The organism is Planktotalea sp. (assembly GCF_050633725.1).
GTDB lineage: Bacteria > Pseudomonadota > Alphaproteobacteria > Rhodobacterales > Rhodobacteraceae > Planktotalea.
Genome location: NZ_JBOEHB010000002.1, coordinates 38,365 through 56,464, shown reverse-complemented (window position 1 = coordinate 56,464; position 18,100 = coordinate 38,365). Strand labels below are relative to the sequence as shown.

Genomic DNA, 18,100 nt, shown 5'->3' with positions numbered 1-18,100 from the left:
TCAACTCTAGTTTCGTCGCTAACTTGAAAGCGTGTCTAAACTGCCAGCCATAACTCTCTAACATCTGGCCTTGCGGACTCAGTAATGCTTGTCTATATGGCTCGTAACAGCGGCGCGGCTGGGTCCAAACCAAACGCTCCACCGAGAACGATCAACGGGCCGCGCGCCCGTTTTTTTGTGCCTAGACGTAGGCTGGATGAGATATGAACAACGATTTGATTGCCAAAGCTGCCATCGACCAGCGCCTTGCCGAGATTATCACGCCTGTGATCGAAGATCTCGGGTATGAATTGGTGCGCGTGCGCCTGATGTCTGGCAAGTCCACGACATTGCAGATTATGGCCGAACGCCCCGAGGGCGGTATCGAGGTTGATCAATGCGCCGAGATCAGCACGGCTGTTGGCGCGACGCTCGATGTCGAAGACCCGATCGTGGACGAATATACGCTGGAAGTTTCCAGCCCAGGAATTGATCGCCCTTTGACCCGCCTCAAGGATTTCGAGACGTTTGAAGGCTATGAGGCCAAGATCGAAACGACAGAGCTGATCGACGGTCGCCGCCGCTTTAAGGGTGAGCTGGCTGGCGTTGAGGGTGACGATGTTTTGATTAACGTCGAAGAAGGCACGATCGGTCTGAACTTTGATTGGCTCAGCGATGCCAAGCTGGTTCTCACGGATGAGTTGATCACAGAAATGCTACGCCAGCGCAAAGCGGCTGGCGATGTTAACGAAGATGAATTTGACGAAATTGAAACGGACGATACGCCGTTGTCAGAGGAGAAGTAACCATGGCTATTACCTCAGCAAACCAGCTTGAGCTGCTGCAAACCGCCGAAGCGGTCGCGCGCGAAAAGATGATTGATCCGGGTCTTGTAATCGAGGCCATGGAAGAAAGCCTCGCGCGCGCTGCGAAGTCTCGCTACGGCGCTGAAATGGACATTCGCGTGTCTATCGACCGCAAGACGGGCCGCGCGACATTCACACGTGTGCGCACAGTTGTTGAGGATGACGAGCTAGAGAATTATCAGGCCGAGTTCACTGTTGAGCAGGCCAAGCAGTACATGGCTGACCCAGAGGTTGGCGCGACGTTCACTGAAGAAGTTCCGCCAGTCGAAATGGGCCGTATTGCTGCCCAATCGGCGAAGCAGGTTATCTTGCAGAAGGTTCGCGAAGCTGAGCGCGATCGCCAGTTCGAAGAGTTCCAGGATCGTGCAGGCACGATTATCAATGGTGTTGTGAAACGTGAAGAATACGGCAACGTGATCGTTGACGTAGGTCGCGGCGAGGGCATCCTGCGCCGTAACGAGAAAATCGGCCGCGAAAGCTATCGCCCGAATGATCGTATCCGCTGCTACATCAAAGATGTGCGCCGCGAAGCGCGCGGTCCTCAGATTTTTCTCTCTCGTACAGCGCCTGAATTCATGGCTGAGCTGTTCAAGATGGAAGTGCCCGAGATTTATGACGGCATCATTGATATCAAAGCTGTCGCGCGTGATCCGGGTTCCCGTGCAAAGATCGCCGTGATTTCACATGACGGTTCTATTGATCCCGTCGGTGCCTGCGTTGGTATGCGTGGCTCTCGTGTTCAGGCTGTTGTGAACGAGCTTCAGGGCGAAAAGATCGACATCATCCCTTGGAATGAAGATCAGCCAACGTTCCTCGTGAACGCATTGCAGCCAGCGGAAGTGTCCAAGGTTGTTCTGGACGAAGAAGCGGGCAAGATCGAAGTTGTTGTTCCAGACGAGCAGCTTTCTCTCGCGATTGGCCGTCGTGGTCAGAACGTGCGTTTGGCGTCTCAGTTGACCGCTCTCGACATCGACATCATGACCGAGGAAGAGGAGAGCAAGCGCCGTCAGGCCGAGTTCGAGCTGCGCACGAAACTCTTCATGGACGCGCTGGATGTTGACGAATTCTTCGCTCAACTCCTTGTGTCCGAAGGCTTCACCAACCTTGAAGAGGTTGCTTACGTTGAAGTTGACGAATTGTTGGTCATCGACGGTGTTGATGAAGATACAGCTGGCGAATTGCAGACCCGTGCACGTGAGCATCTGGAAGCAAAAGCCGCAGCTGCACTTGCAAAAGCCCGTGAGCTTGGCGCAGAGGACAGCCTGATCGAATTTGACGGCATCACAGCGCAAATGGCGGAAGTGTTGGCGGCTGACGGCGTCAAAACGCTAGAGGACTTCGCAACCTGTGCTGACTGGGAGTTGGCTGGCGGCTGGACGACTGTTGATGGCGAGCGCGTTAAAGACGACGGTCTGCTAGAGCAATTCGGTATGGAGCTTGAGGAAGCCCAAAGCATGATTATGACAGCCCGTGTTCTGCTCGGTTGGGTTGATCCTGCTGAACTCGAAGCAGCTCACGACGACGAAGACGCCACCGAGGAGGCTGAGGTCTGATCTCAGGCCTCAGAGGTTTCTGACAGTGACGCGCGGCGGCACACATAAAGATCGGTCCAGCGGACCAGAGCGCAAGTGCATTGCGACACAGGAAAATCTTCCTATGTCAAAAATGATCCGCTTTGTCGTTGGGCCGGACGCGCAGATTGTGCCAGATATTCTGGGCAAACTGCCGGGGCGTGGTATTTGGGTCTCTGCTGATAAAGCTGCCCTTGAAAAGGCGACATCAAAGAACCTATTTGCACGTAGCGCCAAGATGCCTGTGAAAGTGCCTGAAGGATTGGTCGCTGAGGTTGAAACGCAAGTGACGCGCCGTTTGGTTGAGCTTATCAGCTTGGCACGCAAGTCAGGCAGCGCTGTTGCGGGATACGAAAAAGTTAAGAGCTGGTTGATGAATGAAGAAGCAGAAGTGCTTATTCAGGCGTCAGACGGGTCAGAACGTGGTAAATCGAAGCTAAGCACGCCGCATTACGGCAGTTTCATCGGTTGGTTGACCGCAGATGAACTTGGATTGGCCTTTGGGCGACAGACTGTGATACATGGCGCGCTAAGCGCTGGTGGACTCACCTCTCGTGTAGTAGAGGAAGCCCAAAGATTAAAAGCGATACGAGAAGTTAGCGACGGCAGGGGCCGTCCGAAAGGAAAAGACAGCTAAATGAGCGATAACGACGGCAAAAAGACATTGGGTGTGCGTGGCGCTGGTTCGCGTCCCGGTAATGTAAAGCAAAGCTTCAGCCATGGTCGCACGAAGAATGTTGTGGTTGAGACCAAGCGCAAGCGCATTGTCGTGCCTAAGCCGGGCGCAGCAAAGCCTGCGGGTGCTGGTTCTGTGGGCGGTGGCAATCCAGCCAAGCGTCCGGCAGGTATCACTGATGCGGAAATGGAGCGCCGTTTAAAGGCCGTTCAAGCTGCGAAAGCGCGCGAAGCCGAAGATGCTGCGCGCCGTGAAGCAGAAGAAAAGGCCCGCGCTGCCGATCGCGAACGTCGCCGCGCAGAAGCGGAAGCCAAAGAAGCCGAAGAGCGCGCGCGCGCTGAACGTGCAAAGGCGAAAGCGGAAGCTGAGGAAGCGGCTAAGAAAGCTGCGGAAGAAGCAGCACGCGTTGCTGCGGCGCCCGCGCCGGACAAACCTGCCCCTGCGTCTCGCCCCGCTCCGAACAAGCCTGCGCCAGCTGCAACGCCGCGCAAAGCTGACCGCGAGCGCGATCAGCGAAATCAGCGCGGCAAAGGCGGCAACGATGGTCGTCGTTCTGGTAAGCTGACGTTGAACCAAGCGCTGTCGGGTGGTGACGGTCGTCACAAATCCATGGCTGCTATGAAGCGTAAGCAAGAGCGCGCGCGTCAAAAAGCGATGGGTGGCACCGTTGAGCGCGAAAAGATCATTCGTGAAGTTCAGCTGCCGCCAGCAATTGTTGTCTCTGAACTGGCCGCTCGTATGGCTGAAAAGACAGGCGCAGTTGTTAAGGCGTTGATGACCAACGGCATGATGGTAACGCAGAACGAAACCATTGATGCGGATACTGCCGAGCTGATCATCGAAGAGTTCGGCCACAAGGTCGTACGTGTTTCCGATGCGGACGTCGAAGATGTTATCGCAGAAGTAAAAGACGATGAAAAAGACCTGAAATCACGTCCGCCGATCATTACGATCATGGGCCACGTTGACCACGGTAAGACATCGCTTCTCGATGCGATCCGTAACGCAAAAGTCGTGGCTGGCGAGGCTGGCGGCATTACGCAGCACATCGGTGCCTATCAGGTCACGACCGACAACGGCACTGTATTGAGCTTCTTGGATACTCCGGGTCACGCGGCGTTTACGTCGATGCGCTCACGCGGTGCACAGGTCACGGATATTGTTGTTCTGGTTGTTGCGGCGGATGACGCTGTGATGCCGCAGACTATCGAGGCGATTAACCACGCGAAAGCGGCGGGCGTTCCGATGATCGTTGCGATCAACAAGATCGACAAGCCGGGCGCAAACCCAGACAAAGTTCGCACTGATCTGCTTCAGCACGAGGTGATCGTTGAGAAAATGTCTGGTGAAGTGCAGGACGTCGAAGTGTCTGCGTTGACCGGTCAAGGCCTTGATACACTGCTTGAAGCGATTGCGCTTCAGTCGGAAATTCTTGAGCTGAAAGCAAATCCAGATCGCGCCGCGGTTGGCGCTGTTATCGAAGCGCAGCTTGATGTGGGCCGTGGCCCCGTCGCGACGGTTCTTGTTCAAACGGGTACTTTGCGCGTTGGCGACATCTTCGTTGTGGGCGAGCAGCACGGTAAAGTGCGTGCATTGATCAATGATCATGGTCAGCGCGTGAAAGAAGCGGCTCCGTCGGTTCCTGTTGAGGTCCTTGGCCTCAACGGCACACCAGAGGCAGGCGACGTTCTGAACGTGGTTGATACCGATGCACAAGCGCGCGAAATCGCCGAGTATCGTGAGAAAGCTGCAAAAGACAAACGTGCTGCCGCTGGCGCTGCAACCACGCTTGAGCAGTTGATGGCAAATGCCAAGGCTGACGAGAACGTCTCTGAGATGCCAATCTTGGTTAAAGCTGACGTTCAAGGTTCTGCCGAAGCGATTGTTCAGGCGATGGCGAAAATCGGCAACGATGAAGTCCGCGTTCGCGTTCTTCACTCTGGTGTTGGCGCGATTACTGAAAGCGACATTGGCTTGGCGGAAGCGTCTGGCGCTCCGATCATGGGCTTTAACGTTCGTGCGAATGCGTCTGCGCGTAACACTGCGAACCAGAAAGGCGTCGAAATTCGCTACTACTCCATCATCTACGATCTCGTGGATGACGTGAAAGCGGCGGCGTCTGGTCTTCTGTCTGCTGAAATTCGCGAGAACTTCATCGGTTATGCGGCGATCAAAGAGGTCTTTAAGGTTACAGGTATCGGCAAAGTTGCTGGCTGTCTGATTACCGAAGGTGTCGCGCGTCGTTCTGCGGGCGTGCGCTTGCTGCGTGACAACGTTGTTATTCACGAAGGCACGCTTAAGACACTCAAGCGCTTCAAGGATGAAGTGTCGGAAGTTCAGTCAGGTCAGGAATGCGGTATGGCGTTTGAGAACTATGACGATATCCGTGCTGACGACGTTATCGAGATCTTCGAGCGTGAATCAATTGAACGCAAGCTTGACTAGAGCGTCATAGCTCTAGTCTGGAAAACTGGTATCACCAATGCTGACGCGTTGGTGGTACGGTTTAAGCCGAAGCGCTTTAAAGCTATCTACAAACACAGCAAAATGGCCCGAACATAAGTTTGGGCCATTTTCGTTTTAAACGAGGATTTCAGAATTCGAGTTAAGCCGCGTTTGCGACTGGCGTGCCTGTGTAGTTGCGATCGCCTACAGCTACGATGATGCGTCCGTCTGACAGAGCGCGCACAAATGTTCCCTGAACCTGAACACAGGTTCCCATGATGATTGTTTGTAGCATGGATTTCTCCCCCAAGAATTCGGCGTGGCAACCGAGACATGCAGTAAATTTACGTTAAAATGTCAGAAAACTACTAACATTCCTATAACAAACTTTTCATTTGTGATGTTTTTTTCGGCTTTTTCCCCTTACAGCCAATCACGCAAGTGAGGAATCAGCGGAATATCGGCCGCGGGCATCGGATATTTGCTTAGGTCGCTTGCCTTTACCCATTTTAGCGTTTGATTCTCTTTTGCCTGCGGAATGCCGTCCCATTTGCGGCAGGCAAACAGGGGCATAAGTAGATGAAAATCATCATAACTATGGCTTGCGAAGGTCAATGGTGCGAGGCAACTGGCCCAGGTATCAATCCCTAGCTCTTCTTGTAATTCCCGGATCAAAGCGGCTTCTGGCGTTTCTCCAGCTTCAATTTTTCCGCCTGGAAATTCCCACAAACCCGCCATGGATTTCCCTTCGGGGCGTTGCGCAAGCAACACACGTCCGTCCACATCGATAAGCGCTACGGCGCTAACATGAACAACCTTCACGAACGGTAATCCGCGTTGATGGTGATGTAACCATGGGTAAGATCGCAGGTCCAAACCGTGCTTTTGCCAGTCCCAAGACCCAGATCGACCCCAATCACGAGCTCGGATTGCTTCATATAAGTTGCGCCAAGCTCTTCGTTGTAGTCTGGGCTAACCCAGCCTTTCTCGGCCACAACAATATCGCCAAAGCGAATGTTGAGTAGGTCTCTGTCGGCAGCAGCGCCAGATTTGCCAATCGCCATGACAACGCGTCCCCAATTTGGATCTTCGCCGGCAACAGCGGTTTTAACCAGTGGCGAGTTTGCAATTGAAAGGCCGTGAATCCGCGCATCGCTATCATTGGCGGCTCCGGTGACTTGAATTTCAATCAACTTGGTTGCGCCTTCGCCATCGCGAACGACCTGAAGCGCGAGGTCTTTCATGACGCCATGTAGTGCCTCGCGAAATGCCCCGTTCCCAGCAACGTCAACATCGCTTGTTCCAGTTGCAGCGAGCAGCAAGGAGTCGGATGTTGAGGTATCGCTGTCTACTGTGATGGAGTTGAATGTAACCTCATTCAATTCTGACAGCATGGCCTGTAAGTCAGGTTGCGCGATCTTTGCATCGGTGAAGATGTAGACCAGCATTGTCGCCATATCTGGTGCGATCATGCCAGAGCCTTTGGCGATGCCTGCGATGGAAACGGTTTTGCCGTCGATCGTAATCTGAGCAGAGGCCCCTTTGGAAAAGGTATCCGTCGTCATGATCGCTTCAGCCGCAGCTTTGATGGCTGTTGGGCTTAAAGCCAATTTTAGTTCTTCAATCTTTCTGGTGATTTTTTCATGTGGCAGTGACTCGCCAATGACGCCTGTCGAAGACGAGAAAACGCGATCATCGGGCAGACCGAGTGCAGAAGCGACGCTGCTTGTTACAGCGCGCGTCACATCGGTACCGTTCTTTCCAGTAAAGGCATTTGCATTGCCGGAATTCACAATAATCGCCGCGCCAGCATCGCTGATGATGCCAAGCTTTGCCTGACAATCAAGCACCGGAGCAGAGCGCGTTGCGGATTTGGTGAAGACCCCGGCAATCGTGCTGCCTGCGCAAATCTGGGCAAGCATAACGTCAGCGCGCCCAGAATATTTGACACCCGCTTGAGCAGCGGCAAAAGACACGCCGTCGATGATCGGTAGGTCAGGAAATTGCTCCGGCGCAAGCGGGGAGCGGGGCGGCGTGCCTGCCATGTCCTATTTCTCCAGAAGTGAAAGATCTTTAAGTTTGGACGTATCAACATCCACGCTTGTTTTTCTAGAAATAGTCGCGCTGTCCGTCAATTTGGAAATGTAGCTATCAACGATATCCATGCGCACTTGCTGTTCCAATTCTTCGCGAACGTCTTCCATCTTGGGAGCGTCCTTAAAGCGGGAATTGTTCAGTTTGATGACGTGCCAGCCAAATTGCGTTTTGATGGGCGCGGAAACTGCGCCGACCTCCATGTCCATCACGGCAGTTTCAAATTCCGGAACCATCATGCCTTTGCCAAACCAGCCAAGCGCCCCACCACGAGGACCAGAAGGGCCTGTGGACTTTTCTTTGGCCAGTTCGGCAAAATCTGCGCCACCTTCTAGCGTTGTGACGAGGTCTTTGGCTTCGTCTTCTGTTTCAACAAGAATGTGTGACGCATCAAATTCCTTTTCAGGTTCAGCGCCCGCATACTTGGCGTCATAAGCAGCTTGCACCGCATCGTCCGTCACCGCATCGGCGAGGACGCTATCCATGTGCTCTGCCGCCATTAGCGCGCGGCGTTCGTTCTCTAGCGCGAGTTCAACGCGAAGGGGTGTGTCGCCTTTAGCAGCATCGGCAAGAACCGTTTGTTGGATGAGTTGGTCCAGAATGCCTGTAAATAGCGCATCATCCGGCAAGTTCCGATATTGTTCGGGCAATCCGGCGCGAACCACAATCATGTGACCCATCGTGATGTCCACGCCATTTACCGTCGCGACAACCGTATCTGCGCCATTTTCAGCGTAGACAGGTAGGGCGAGAGTTACAGCAAAGGCCACACTAGCCATCAATTGGGTGCGTTTTAACATCGTTTTTTCCTTGTTTCATGCGCGTTTCCTTCGCGCCGTTGACACTGGCATACCCGCCCCTTACATCGCCTTAAGGCACTGGTTCAGGCCGTCTTTCACTCTCGTATCTATGGGTTGCGTGCAGGGCGAGCAAGGTGAGCCTATGCACAAAGACGTCAAGGATGGATGAGCGCAGATGCTAGGACTTGGAAAACTCGCTAAAAAGGTGTTCGGAACGCCGAATGACCGCAAAGTTAAGGCGACACGCCCGATCGTTGAGGCGATCAACGCGCTGGAACCTGAATTTGAAAAACTCAGCGATGAAGGTCTCAAGCAAAAGACTGAAGAGCTCGCCAAACGTGCGATGGACGGCGAAAGTCTTGATGACCTTCTGCCCGAAGCCTTTGCCAACTGCCGTGAAGGCGCGCGCCGTGCGTTAGGTCTTCGTGCTTTTGATACGCAGTTGATGGGCGGCATTTTCCTGCATCAGGGCAATATCTCTGAAATGAAAACAGGTGAGGGCAAAACGCTCGTTGCGACTTTGCCTGCTTATTTGAACGCGTTAACGGGTAAGGGCGTTCACGTTGTGACGGTGAACGACTACCTCGCAAAGCGTGACGCTGAGTGGATGAGCAAAGTATTTGGCGCTTTGGGCCTGACCACGGGGGTGATCTATCCCAACCAGCCAGATGATGAAAAGAAAGCGGCTTATGCTTGTGATGTGACTTACGCCACAAACAACGAGTTGGGTTTTGATTATCTGCGCGACAACATGAAAGCCGAGTTGTCCCAGATGTTCCAGCGCGAACATAACTTTGCGATTGTGGACGAAGTTGACTCCATTCTGATCGACGAAGCGCGTACCCCGCTGATTATTTCCGGCCCTGCCGCAGATCGCTCCGAGCTTTATCTCGCAATCGACATGGTGATCCCGTCGCTTTTGCCTGAGCATTACGAACTGGACGAAAAGACGCGTAACGTCTCCTACACCGAGGAAGGCAATGAATTCCTCGAGCAGCTTTTGCTTCAGCAGGGTTTGCTGCCCGAAGGCGCGACGCTTTACGATCCTGAAAGCACGACGATTGTGCATCACGTGAACCAAGGTCTGCGCGCGCACAAGCTGTTTGAGAAAGACAAAGAGTACATCGTACGTGATGGCGAAGTCGTTCTGATCGACGAATTCACGGGCCGTATGATGTCTGGTCGTCGTTTGTCTGATGGTCTGCATCAGGCGATTGAAGCCAAAGAGAACTGCCCGATCCAGCCTGAGAACGTCACGCTGGCCTCGGTTACGTTCCAGAACTATTTCCGTCTTTATGACAAATTGTCTGGCATGACGGGTACGGCGATGACCGAAGCGGAAGAATTCGCTGAAATCTATGGGCTGGGTGTTGTTGAAGTTCCGACAAACCGCCCCATCGCGCGTGTTGATGAGCACGATCAGGTATTCCGCACCGCAAAAGAGAAATACGACGAAATCGTTGTGATCGTTAAAGAGGCTCACGAGAAGGGCCAACCCTGCCTTGTGGGCACGACGTCGATCGAAAAATCTGAATTCCTGTCGAATCTGCTGAAAGAGGCAGGTTTGCCGCACAACGTTTTGAACGCGCGTCAGCACGAACAAGAAGCGCAGATTGTTGGTGATGCAGGCAAGCTAGGCGCGATTACGATTGCGACAAACATGGCGGGTCGCGGCACTGACATTCAGCTTGGCGGCAACGTTGAATTGAAGGTACTGGAAGCGATCGCGGCAGAGCCAGAAGCAGATCCAGAAGAGCTGCGCAAGCGCATCGAAGAAGAGCATCAGGTTTGGCGCCAGAAGGTTCTCGACGCCGGTGGTCTTTATATCATCGCGACAGAGCGCCACGAAAGCCGTCGCATTGATAACCAATTGCGCGGTCGTTCTGGTCGTCAGGGTGATCCGGGTCGCTCTGCGTTTTTCCTATCGCTCGATGACGATCTGATGCGCATTTTCGGCTCTGAGCGTTTGGACAAGGTTCTGTCCTCGCTTGGTATGAAAGAAGGCGAAGCGATTGTTCACCCTTGGGTCAACAAATCTCTTGAGCGCGCGCAGGCGAAGGTTGAGGGCCGTAACTTTGACATTCGTAAGCAGCTTTTGAAGTTCGACGATGTGATGAATGACCAGCGTAAAGTGATCTTTGGTCAGCGCCGTGAAATCATGGAAGCGGCGGACCTATCTGAGATCGCGCAGGATATGCGCTATCAGGTGATTGAGGACCTGATCGACCAATATATGCCGCCCAAAACCTACGCTGATCAGTGGGATATGGAAGGCCTGCATGCTGCTGTTGCCGAAGCAATCAATATTGATGTGCCTGTGCAGGAATGGGGCGTCGAAGAAGGCGCGGATGACGAGATCATTCGTGAGCGTCTAGAGAAAGCTGCCGACGAGGCGATGGCGCAAAAGGCGGCTGCCTTTGGTCCTGAGAACATGCGCCAAATCGAAAAGCAGGTCTTGCTTCAAACGATTGATGGAAAGTGGCGTGAGCATCTTGTGACACTTGAACACCTTCGCTCTGTCGTTGGGTTCCGTGGATATGCGCAGCGTGATCCGTTGAACGAGTATAAGAACGAGAGCTTCCAACTGTTTGAAAGCATGCTTGATAGCCTGCGCACGGACGTCACACAGACATTGGGCCGTGTTCAAATGCGAACTGAAGAAGAGCAAGCCGCGATTATTGCCGAGATGCAGGCGCAGCAGGCTTTGATGCAGGAAGCGGCGCGCGAAGCGTCAGCAGAGGCATCTCAGTCGCCTGAACCAGAGGTTGAAGGCTTTGACGAGAACGACAGTTCGACATGGGGAAATCCGGGTCGTAACGATCCTTGCCCATGTGGGTCAGGCAAGAAATTCAAACATTGCCACGGCAGATTGGCCTAAATTCAAAAATGGCAAGAATACGGTAAGGGGTCTGAAAGACTCCTTGCTGCCGTCCTAATGTCGCCCTGTTTGAGAGCGACTCTTACCTCCGAATAGATATCCCTTCGGAGGGCAGTACCATGGATATTAAGCGGATCGTTATGGCGGGCGGAGTGTTGGCAACGGCTGGCGCAATCGGATTTGTCATGCAAAACGGCGAGTCGGCGAAAGCAAGATACGCACAAGCCTCTGTCCCTGATATTTCGGGCACAGCTGCAGAACCGATGGAAGTGACGGGGATTGCGTTGACCTCATCAGTCATTGGCGCAAAAGCGAACGTTGCTGAGCCGAGAACCGAAATGCAAGCCCAACAAGATGCGGCTGTTGCAGGATCCATGGATGCTCCTGCGAAAGAGGCCCCGGTTGTCGAGGTTAAGACAGCCGCGCTTGATGAAGATGTTGCGCCTGAAACTGACGCGCTCGCACCTCCTGCGTCTCTGTGTGATATCGAAATGACTGCAACGCCGGTTGCTGCGGCTATGGTCGACATTGCGATCGCTGCGAATTGTTATCCGAATGAGCGCGTGACGCTTCACCATAGCGGAATGATGTTCACCGAGGAGACTGATAAAGATGGGAATCTGAGCGTTAGCATCCCAGCAATGTCAGAAAGCGCGGTATTTATCGCCGCTTTTGCGAACGGAGAAGGCGCGCTTGCAGATGCAAAGGTACCTTCGCTGGAATTCTATGACCGTATGGTTGTCCAATCCAAAGCCAGCAGTGAATTGCATATCAATGCGTTCGAATTTGGCGCGGATTTCCGTGACGAAGGTCATGTGAGTTTGAAATCTGATCGCTCCATGGCTGATGCAGCCAAGGGCAAGGGCGGTTTCATCACATCGCTTGGTGATGCGTCGCAAGCCGAAGCGCTCGTTGCGGAAGTTTATACTTTCCCGACCAGCACGGTGAAGCAACAGGGCGAGGTTCACGTTTCGGTGGATGCGGAAGTCACTTCAGCCAATTGCGGACTGCGTGTCGAGGCTCAAACCCTAGAAGTATCGGGCGCAGGCGCGCTGAAAGTACAGGATTTGACCCTGCCAATCCCATCATGCGAGGCGGTAGGTGACTTTCTTGTGTTGCAAAATCTGCTCCAAGACCTGAAAGTTGCGCGTAACTAAGCGCGCGACATTCGGGGCAAAAAATCTATGATGGTTCAACATGCGGCGCGTTTTGCCGCATTTTTCCTTTTTATGTTTGCTGCCCCGTTAGCAGCGCAGGACGTCACCCTAACTTCGCCCGATGGAACGGTAGAGGTAAGTGGAACCCTCTTGGGTTTCGATGGTGATTTTTATCGACTTCAAACAATTTACGGCGAGCTGACGATTGATGGCACAGGGGTGAATTGTACTGGGCCTGCTTGCCCTGATCTTCAAAACTATGTGGCGAAATTGTCCATTTCTGGATCCGCTACTATTGGCGAAGTTCTGATGCCTGCGCTGATAGAGGGCTTTGCGCTTAGGCGTGGGTACAGTGTTGAACGTGTTCGGGTTGACGCAACGCACTTTACCTACATGCTGCGAAATCGCGCCGATCAAACGCTTCTTGGTGAGTTTGCATTTCGTATCACGAACACCGACACTGGCTTTGCGGATTTGCTAGCAGATGACGCAGATATTGTTATGGCGTTGAGGGAAATTCGCCTAACTGAGAATCGCCGCGCGAGTGAGTCGGCCTTGGGTGATCTGACCGGGCCAAACAGAAGCCGCGTTTTGGCGCTGGATGCTATGGTGCCGATAACAGCGCCCGGCAATCCTGTGGATTCCATTTCGCCCGCGCAATTGGCCCGTGTGTTCGCCGGGCGCGTGACCAATTGGACCCAGCTTGGCGGCCCCGATGCGCCTATTTCGGTGCACCTGAGGGATTCCAAGTCAGGGCTATCTCAAGCGGTTCAAGATCGCCTAATGGCGCCAGCGGGGCTTGTTTTGGATAACACCATTGTGCGTCATACGACGAACAAAGCGCTGACTGAGGCCGTCACAAACGATCCCTTTGCGATTGGAATTTCCAGCTATTCAGAAACAGCGAATGCAGATGTTTTGGTTCTCACTGGTACCTGTGGGTTTTCTTTGCGCGCGGGGCGGGTCACGATCAAGACGGAAGACTACCCCCTTACCGCGCCGATGTTCCTCTATATTCCTGCCCGTCGGCTGCCAAAGCTGGCGCGCGAATTCTTAACATTTACACGCTCGCCTTCGGCTCAGATCGTAATTCGCCGTGCTGGGTTTGTTGACCAAGCTCCAGAAGAGCTTTCCATCAACCAGCAGGGTGATCGTTTTGCTAACGCGATTTCGTTGATTGGTACCGAGATCAATTTGAGCGAAGTAAAGCGCTTGGTGAAAGTTCTGTCGCCGATGAAACGACTGAGCACATCGTTCCGCTTTCGCGCTGGATCAAGCGCGCTGGACGCGCAATCGTTGTCGAACGTTCAGCAGTTGGCTCGAGCAATTGAAACGGGCGAATACGACGAGCGTTCGATCAAATTTGTTGGCTTCAGCGACGGTCAGGGGCCAGCAAATGGCAACCAACGTATTTCGATGCAGCGGGCGCGTGCGGTTCTTGCCGCGGTCAAACAGGCTGCGGAAACTGTGAGTTTGGATGATCTAGATATATCGGTTGATGCCTTTGGCGAAACGCTCCCAATGGCGTGCGATGATAGTGCTTGGGGCCGCCAAGTGAATCGCCGCGTAGAGGTGTGGGTACACTAAAGCAATCCTTTGCTGACAAAGCTCGTTTCCCCCGTTGCGCCAATGATCAGATGATCATGAAGCGTGATCGACAGGCTGTCGGCAGCTTGCTTGATAAGCTTGGTCATTTCGATATCGCTAGGGGAAGGCGAAGGATCGCCAGAGGGATGGTTGTGGACCAGAATGATCGCACAGGAGTTGAGTTCTAACGCGCGTTTCAGAACCTCGCGCGGATAAACAGGTACATGATCAACAGTGCCGACGCCCAACACTTCATCAGCGATCAGCATGTTGCGTCGATCTAGAAAGAGAACATGAAACTCTTCGGTTTCTTTGTGCGCTAGTGCTGTTCGGCAATAGGTAAGGACCGCGTCCCAGCTAGAGATTAGCGGACGATGCGCGATGCGCGCTTTAGCGAGTCGCGCAGAGGCCGCGTGAATGAGTTTTAGGTCCTGGGTCGCTGTGGTGCCAACAATTGCTTCTAGCCGCGCAGTATCTGCGGAAAGAGCGCTGGCTATGTCGCCAAACTCAGCAATGAGCTCATGCGCCATCGGCTTGGTGTCTTTGCGAGGCGAAGAATGGAGTAACATCAACTCCAGTAGTTCAGCGTCATCCAAGTGATCTGCGCCGTGGTTCTGAAACCTCGTTCGAATTTCAATGTGCCTATCGCGCAATTTGCTATCAATGAGCCCAAGGCGGCGTCTGCTTTTGCGATCCGCTGTTCTGGGGTCAAATGCGGGCGTGGCTACATCGGTGAAGTGTGTGTTTTGAATGCTCATGTCGACCTTGATGGGTCGATTCGATAAATTTTGTGTTAAAGGCAATAAAAAGCCCGACACAGTAAAAACTGGTCGGGCTTTCAGAAGCGTTTGTTTGGGCTTTATCCCTTCATGCCATCCCAAAAGGATTTCACAGAAGAAAAGAAGCTTTTGCTCTCTGGGTTATTGTCCTCGGAAAGCTCTTCAAACTCTCTGAGAAGTTCCTTTTGACGGCTTGTCAGGTTCACAGGCGTTTCAACTGCAAGTTCGATGAACATATCACCCGTTCCCGCACCGCGAAGTGCTGGCATGCCTTTGCTGCGTAGGCGCATTTGACGACCTGATTGGCTACCTGCTGGGATCTTTACCCGAGAGCGACCCCCGTCAATTGTCGGCACCTCAATGTCACCGCCCAGCGCCGCAGAGGACATGGATACAGGGACGTTGCAGAACAAGTTTGTGCCTTCGCGTTCAAACAGCTTATGCTTGGAAACCTCAATGAAGATATAGAGATCGCCTGCTGGGCCGCCGCGCAAACCAGCTTCGCCCTCACCGCCAAGACGGATACGGGTGCCAGTTTCCACACCTGCCGGAATGTTCACACTAAGCGCACGTTCTTTTTCAACGCGGCCTTGACCAGAGCAAGACTTACAAGGGTTCTTGATGATTTGACCCATGCCAGAGCAGGTCGGGCAGGTTCGTTCAACAGTGAAGAAACCCTGCTGCGCACGCACCTTACCCATGCCTGAACATGTCGGGCAATTCGTCGGTTCAGCGCCGCCATCGGCACCAGTGCCATCACAGCTAGTGCAATTGACCGCCGTTGGTACGTTGATGGTCTTTTGCATGCCTGCAAAAGCCTCTTCCAGCGTGATACGCAGGTTGAAACGCAGATCAGAGCCGCGCGCCGCACGATTACGTGCACCGCCGCCACGCTGACCGCCGCCCATGAAGTCACCGAACAGATCATCAAAGACATCGGAGAATGCAGAGCCAAAGTCGCCATGACCAGCGCCGCCGCGCTGACCACCGCCACCGCCCATGCCACCTTCAAAGGCTGCATGACCGTAGCGATCATAAGCCGCTTTTTTGTCAGCATCTTTCAGAACTTCATAAGCCTCGTTGGCTTCTTTGAACTGTTCTTCAGCCTTTGGGTTGTCCGCATTGCGATCTGGGTGCAGTTCTTTGGCTTTCTTACGATAGCCCTTTTTGATCTCGTCTGCTGACGACCCTTTTGAGACGCCGAGAACATCGTAATAGTCTCGTTTTGACATATTAGTTCCCCCTTTGGGAAAACGCACAGGGCCGGCCCGGTGAAACAGGCCGGCCCTTAAGGGTTAATTACACATAAAGTGCGACTTACCCGCGTTTCTCGTCCTCATTCAGATCTTCGAAGTCGGCATCAACGATGTCATCATCCGCAGGGCCAGCATCTGCCGCCATTGGCTCATCGTCGCCTTCTTCCTGGCTCGCTTTGTAGATCGCTTCGCCAAGCTTCATCGCAGATTCAGTGACGTTCTGGATGCCGGACTTAATCTTGTCGGCGTTCTCTGTTTCCAGCTCGTCCTTGAGCGCGGCGATTGCCAGCTCGATCGCTTCGATTGTCGTCGGATCAACCTTGTCGGCATGCTCTTCCATGGACTTTTCAGTCGAGTGGATGAGGCTTTCCGCCTGGTTTTTCGCTTCGATCAGCTCGCGGCGCTCTTTATCCGCATCAGCGTTCTCTTCCGCGTCCTTGACCATTTTTTCGATATCGTCATCGGACAGACCGCCAGAGGCTTGGATCGTGATCTTCTGCTCTTTGCCTGTGCCTTTGTCCATCGCGCCAACAGCAACGATGCCGTTTGCGTCAATGTCGAAGGTCACTTCGATCTGTGGCAGACCGCGCGGCGCTGGTGGGATGTTCTCAAGGTTGAACTGACCGAGCATTTTGTTGTCGGCGGCCATTTCACGCTCACCTTGGAAAACACGGATGGTCACGGCGCTTTGGCTGTCTTCCGCAGTCGAGAAGATCTGAGACTTCTTCGTTGGGATCGTCGTGTTGCGGTCGATCAAACGTGTGAACACGCCGCCGAGTGTCTCAATGCCCAAGGACAGTGGTGTAACGTCGAGAAGAACAACGTCTTTTACATCACCTTGAAGAACACCGGCCTGAATAGCCGCGCCCATCGCAACAACCTCATCAGGATTCACACCCTTGTGTGGCTCTTTACCGAAGAACTTTGTCACTTCTTCAACAACGCGCGGCATACGTGTCATACCACCAACGAGAACGATTTCGTCTACGTCAGATGTGGATAGGCCCGCATCCTTAAGTGCTGCTTGGCAAGGCTTGATAGAGGCTTTGATCAGATCGCTAACGAGGCTTTCCAGCTTGGCGCGCGTCAGCTTCATAACCATGTGAAGTGGCTGACCACCTTTTGGGTCCATAGAGATGAACGGCTGGTTGATCTCTGTCTGGTTCGCAGAAGAGAGTTCGATCTTAGCCTTTTCCGCCGCTTCCTTCAGACGCTGAAGCGCCATCTTGTCTTGCGTCAGGTCAACACCGTTCTCTTTTTTGAACTCATCCGCGAGGTAGTTCACGATGCGCATGTCGAAGTCTTCACCGCCAAGGAACGTATCACCGTTGGTGGATTTCACTTCGAAGAGGCCGTCGTCGATCTCAAGGATGGTAACGTCGAATGTACCACCGCCGAGGTCGTAAACCGCGATTGTCTGAGTTTCTTCTTTATCGAGGCCATAGGCCAGCGCAGCCGCTGTCGGCTCGTTGATGATACGCAACACTTCGAGGCCAGCAATCTTGCCCGCGTCTTTTGTCGCTTGGCGCTGTGCGTCGTTGAAGTACGCAGGCACGGTGATAACCGCTTGCGTGACGTCTTCGCCGAGATAGCTCTCTGCGGTTTCTTTCATCTTACCAAGGATGAAGGCAGAGATTTGGCTTGGGGAGTATTTCTCACCCTTTGCTTCAACCCATGCGTCACCGTTTCCGCCGTCGACAACAGCGAATGGCAGGTTTTTCATGTCTTTCTTCAGGTGCGCGTCGTCAAAACGGCGACCGATGAGGCGCTTAACACCAAAGACAGTGTTGTCTGGGTTCGTAACCGCCTGGCGTTTTGCCGGCTGGCCTACGAGGCGCTCTTCGTCAGTGAAAGCAACGATCGACGGTGTCGTGCGCGCGCCTTCAGCGTTTTCAATCACGCGTGGCTGAGAGCCGTCCATGATGGAAACGCAGCTATTTGTCGTTCCAAGGTCAATACCAATTACTTTGGCCATGTTTTCGATCCCTTTATAATGTTCAAGGCGATGTCAC

14 protein-coding genes are annotated in these 18,100 nt (G+C 53.5%); 7 read left to right on the top strand and 7 right to left on the bottom strand.

The annotated features are described in order from the left end of the window. Nucleotides 1-203 precede the first annotated feature (203 nt). Genes rimP through infB form a run of 4 tightly spaced genes read left to right on the top strand, consistent with a single transcriptional unit; the run spans nucleotide 204 to nucleotide 5,537 of the window. Complete coding sequence (gene rimP, locus ACRBCU_RS02445) at nucleotides 204-785, top strand: ribosome maturation factor RimP (protein ID WP_431363775.1); 582 nt, start codon at nucleotides 204-206, stop codon at nucleotides 783-785. A gap of 2 nt (nucleotides 786-787) precedes the next feature. After that, entirely contained in the window at nucleotides 788-2,398 is a 1,611-nt protein-coding gene (gene nusA / locus ACRBCU_RS02440) for a transcription termination factor NusA (protein ID WP_431363774.1), read from the top strand. Between the two features lie 25 nt (nucleotides 2,399-2,423). Continuing rightward, a complete protein-coding gene (locus ACRBCU_RS02435) occupies nucleotides 2,424-3,053 on the top strand; it encodes an RNA-binding protein (protein ID WP_431363773.1) in 630 nt (209 codons plus the stop codon). Then, nucleotides 3,054-5,537 (top strand): translation initiation factor IF-2, encoded by a 2,484-nt coding sequence (gene infB, locus ACRBCU_RS02430; RefSeq protein WP_431363772.1) that lies wholly within the window; start codon nucleotides 3,054-3,056, stop codon nucleotides 5,535-5,537. It abuts the gene before it with no gap. A gap of 160 nt (nucleotides 5,538-5,697) precedes the next feature. Here the strand turns inward: infB and ACRBCU_RS02425 are convergent, their stop codons facing one another. From ACRBCU_RS02425 to ACRBCU_RS02410, 4 genes are all read right to left on the bottom strand, one after another. Next, a complete protein-coding gene (locus ACRBCU_RS02425) occupies nucleotides 5,698-5,832 on the bottom strand; it encodes a hypothetical protein (protein ID WP_431363771.1) in 135 nt (44 codons plus the stop codon). A gap of 128 nt (nucleotides 5,833-5,960) precedes the next feature. Continuing rightward, complete coding sequence (gene mutT / locus ACRBCU_RS02420; RefSeq protein ID WP_431363770.1) at nucleotides 5,961-6,359, bottom strand: 8-oxo-dGTP diphosphatase MutT; 399 nt, start codon at nucleotides 6,357-6,359, stop codon at nucleotides 5,961-5,963. Beyond that, complete coding sequence (gene argJ, locus ACRBCU_RS02415; protein WP_431363769.1) at nucleotides 6,356-7,582, bottom strand: bifunctional glutamate N-acetyltransferase/amino-acid acetyltransferase ArgJ; 1,227 nt, start codon at nucleotides 7,580-7,582, stop codon at nucleotides 6,356-6,358. The genes mutT and argJ overlap by 4 nt, the downstream gene beginning before the upstream one ends. A 3-nt stretch (nucleotides 7,583-7,585) precedes the next feature. Further along, complete coding sequence (locus ACRBCU_RS02410) at nucleotides 7,586-8,431, bottom strand: peptidylprolyl isomerase (protein WP_431363768.1); 846 nt, start codon at nucleotides 8,429-8,431, stop codon at nucleotides 7,586-7,588. 175 nt (nucleotides 8,432-8,606) lie between these two features. Here ACRBCU_RS02410 and secA point away from each other — a divergent pair, with 175 nt between their 5' ends. The 3 genes from secA (at nucleotide 8,607) to ACRBCU_RS02395 (ending at nucleotide 14,053) form a co-directional block, all read left to right on the top strand. Continuing rightward, nucleotides 8,607-11,309: a preprotein translocase subunit SecA gene (gene secA, locus ACRBCU_RS02405; protein ID WP_431363767.1), complete on the top strand. Its 2,703-nt coding sequence runs from the start codon at nucleotides 8,607-8,609 to the stop codon at nucleotides 11,307-11,309. A 119-nt stretch (nucleotides 11,310-11,428) separates the two neighbouring features. Next, nucleotides 11,429-12,466 carry a hypothetical protein gene (locus ACRBCU_RS02400; protein WP_431363766.1) on the top strand — a complete coding sequence of 346 codons (1,038 nt, stop codon included), beginning with the start codon at nucleotides 11,429-11,431 and terminating at the stop codon, nucleotides 12,464-12,466. 27 nt (nucleotides 12,467-12,493) lie between these two features. Then, nucleotides 12,494-14,053: a phosphate ABC transporter substrate-binding/OmpA family protein gene (locus tag ACRBCU_RS02395; protein WP_431363765.1), complete on the top strand. Its 1,560-nt coding sequence runs from the start codon at nucleotides 12,494-12,496 to the stop codon at nucleotides 14,051-14,053. Here ACRBCU_RS02395 and radC read toward each other — a convergent pair. The 3 genes from radC to dnaK form a co-directional block, all read right to left on the bottom strand. Next, a complete protein-coding gene (radC, locus tag ACRBCU_RS02390) occupies nucleotides 14,050-14,811 on the bottom strand; it encodes a RadC family protein (RefSeq protein WP_431363764.1) in 762 nt (253 codons plus the stop codon). The genes ACRBCU_RS02395 and radC overlap by 4 nt on opposite strands. Nucleotides 14,812-14,912: 101 nt before the next feature. Further along, nucleotides 14,913-16,064, bottom strand: a complete 1,152-nt coding sequence (gene dnaJ / locus ACRBCU_RS02385; protein ID WP_431363763.1) for a molecular chaperone DnaJ — start codon at nucleotides 16,062-16,064, stop codon at nucleotides 14,913-14,915. An 85-nt stretch (nucleotides 16,065-16,149) separates the two neighbouring features. Next, entirely contained in the window at nucleotides 16,150-18,063 is a 1,914-nt protein-coding gene (gene dnaK / locus ACRBCU_RS02380) for a molecular chaperone DnaK (protein ID WP_431363762.1), read from the bottom strand. Nucleotides 18,064-18,100 lie beyond the last annotated feature (37 nt).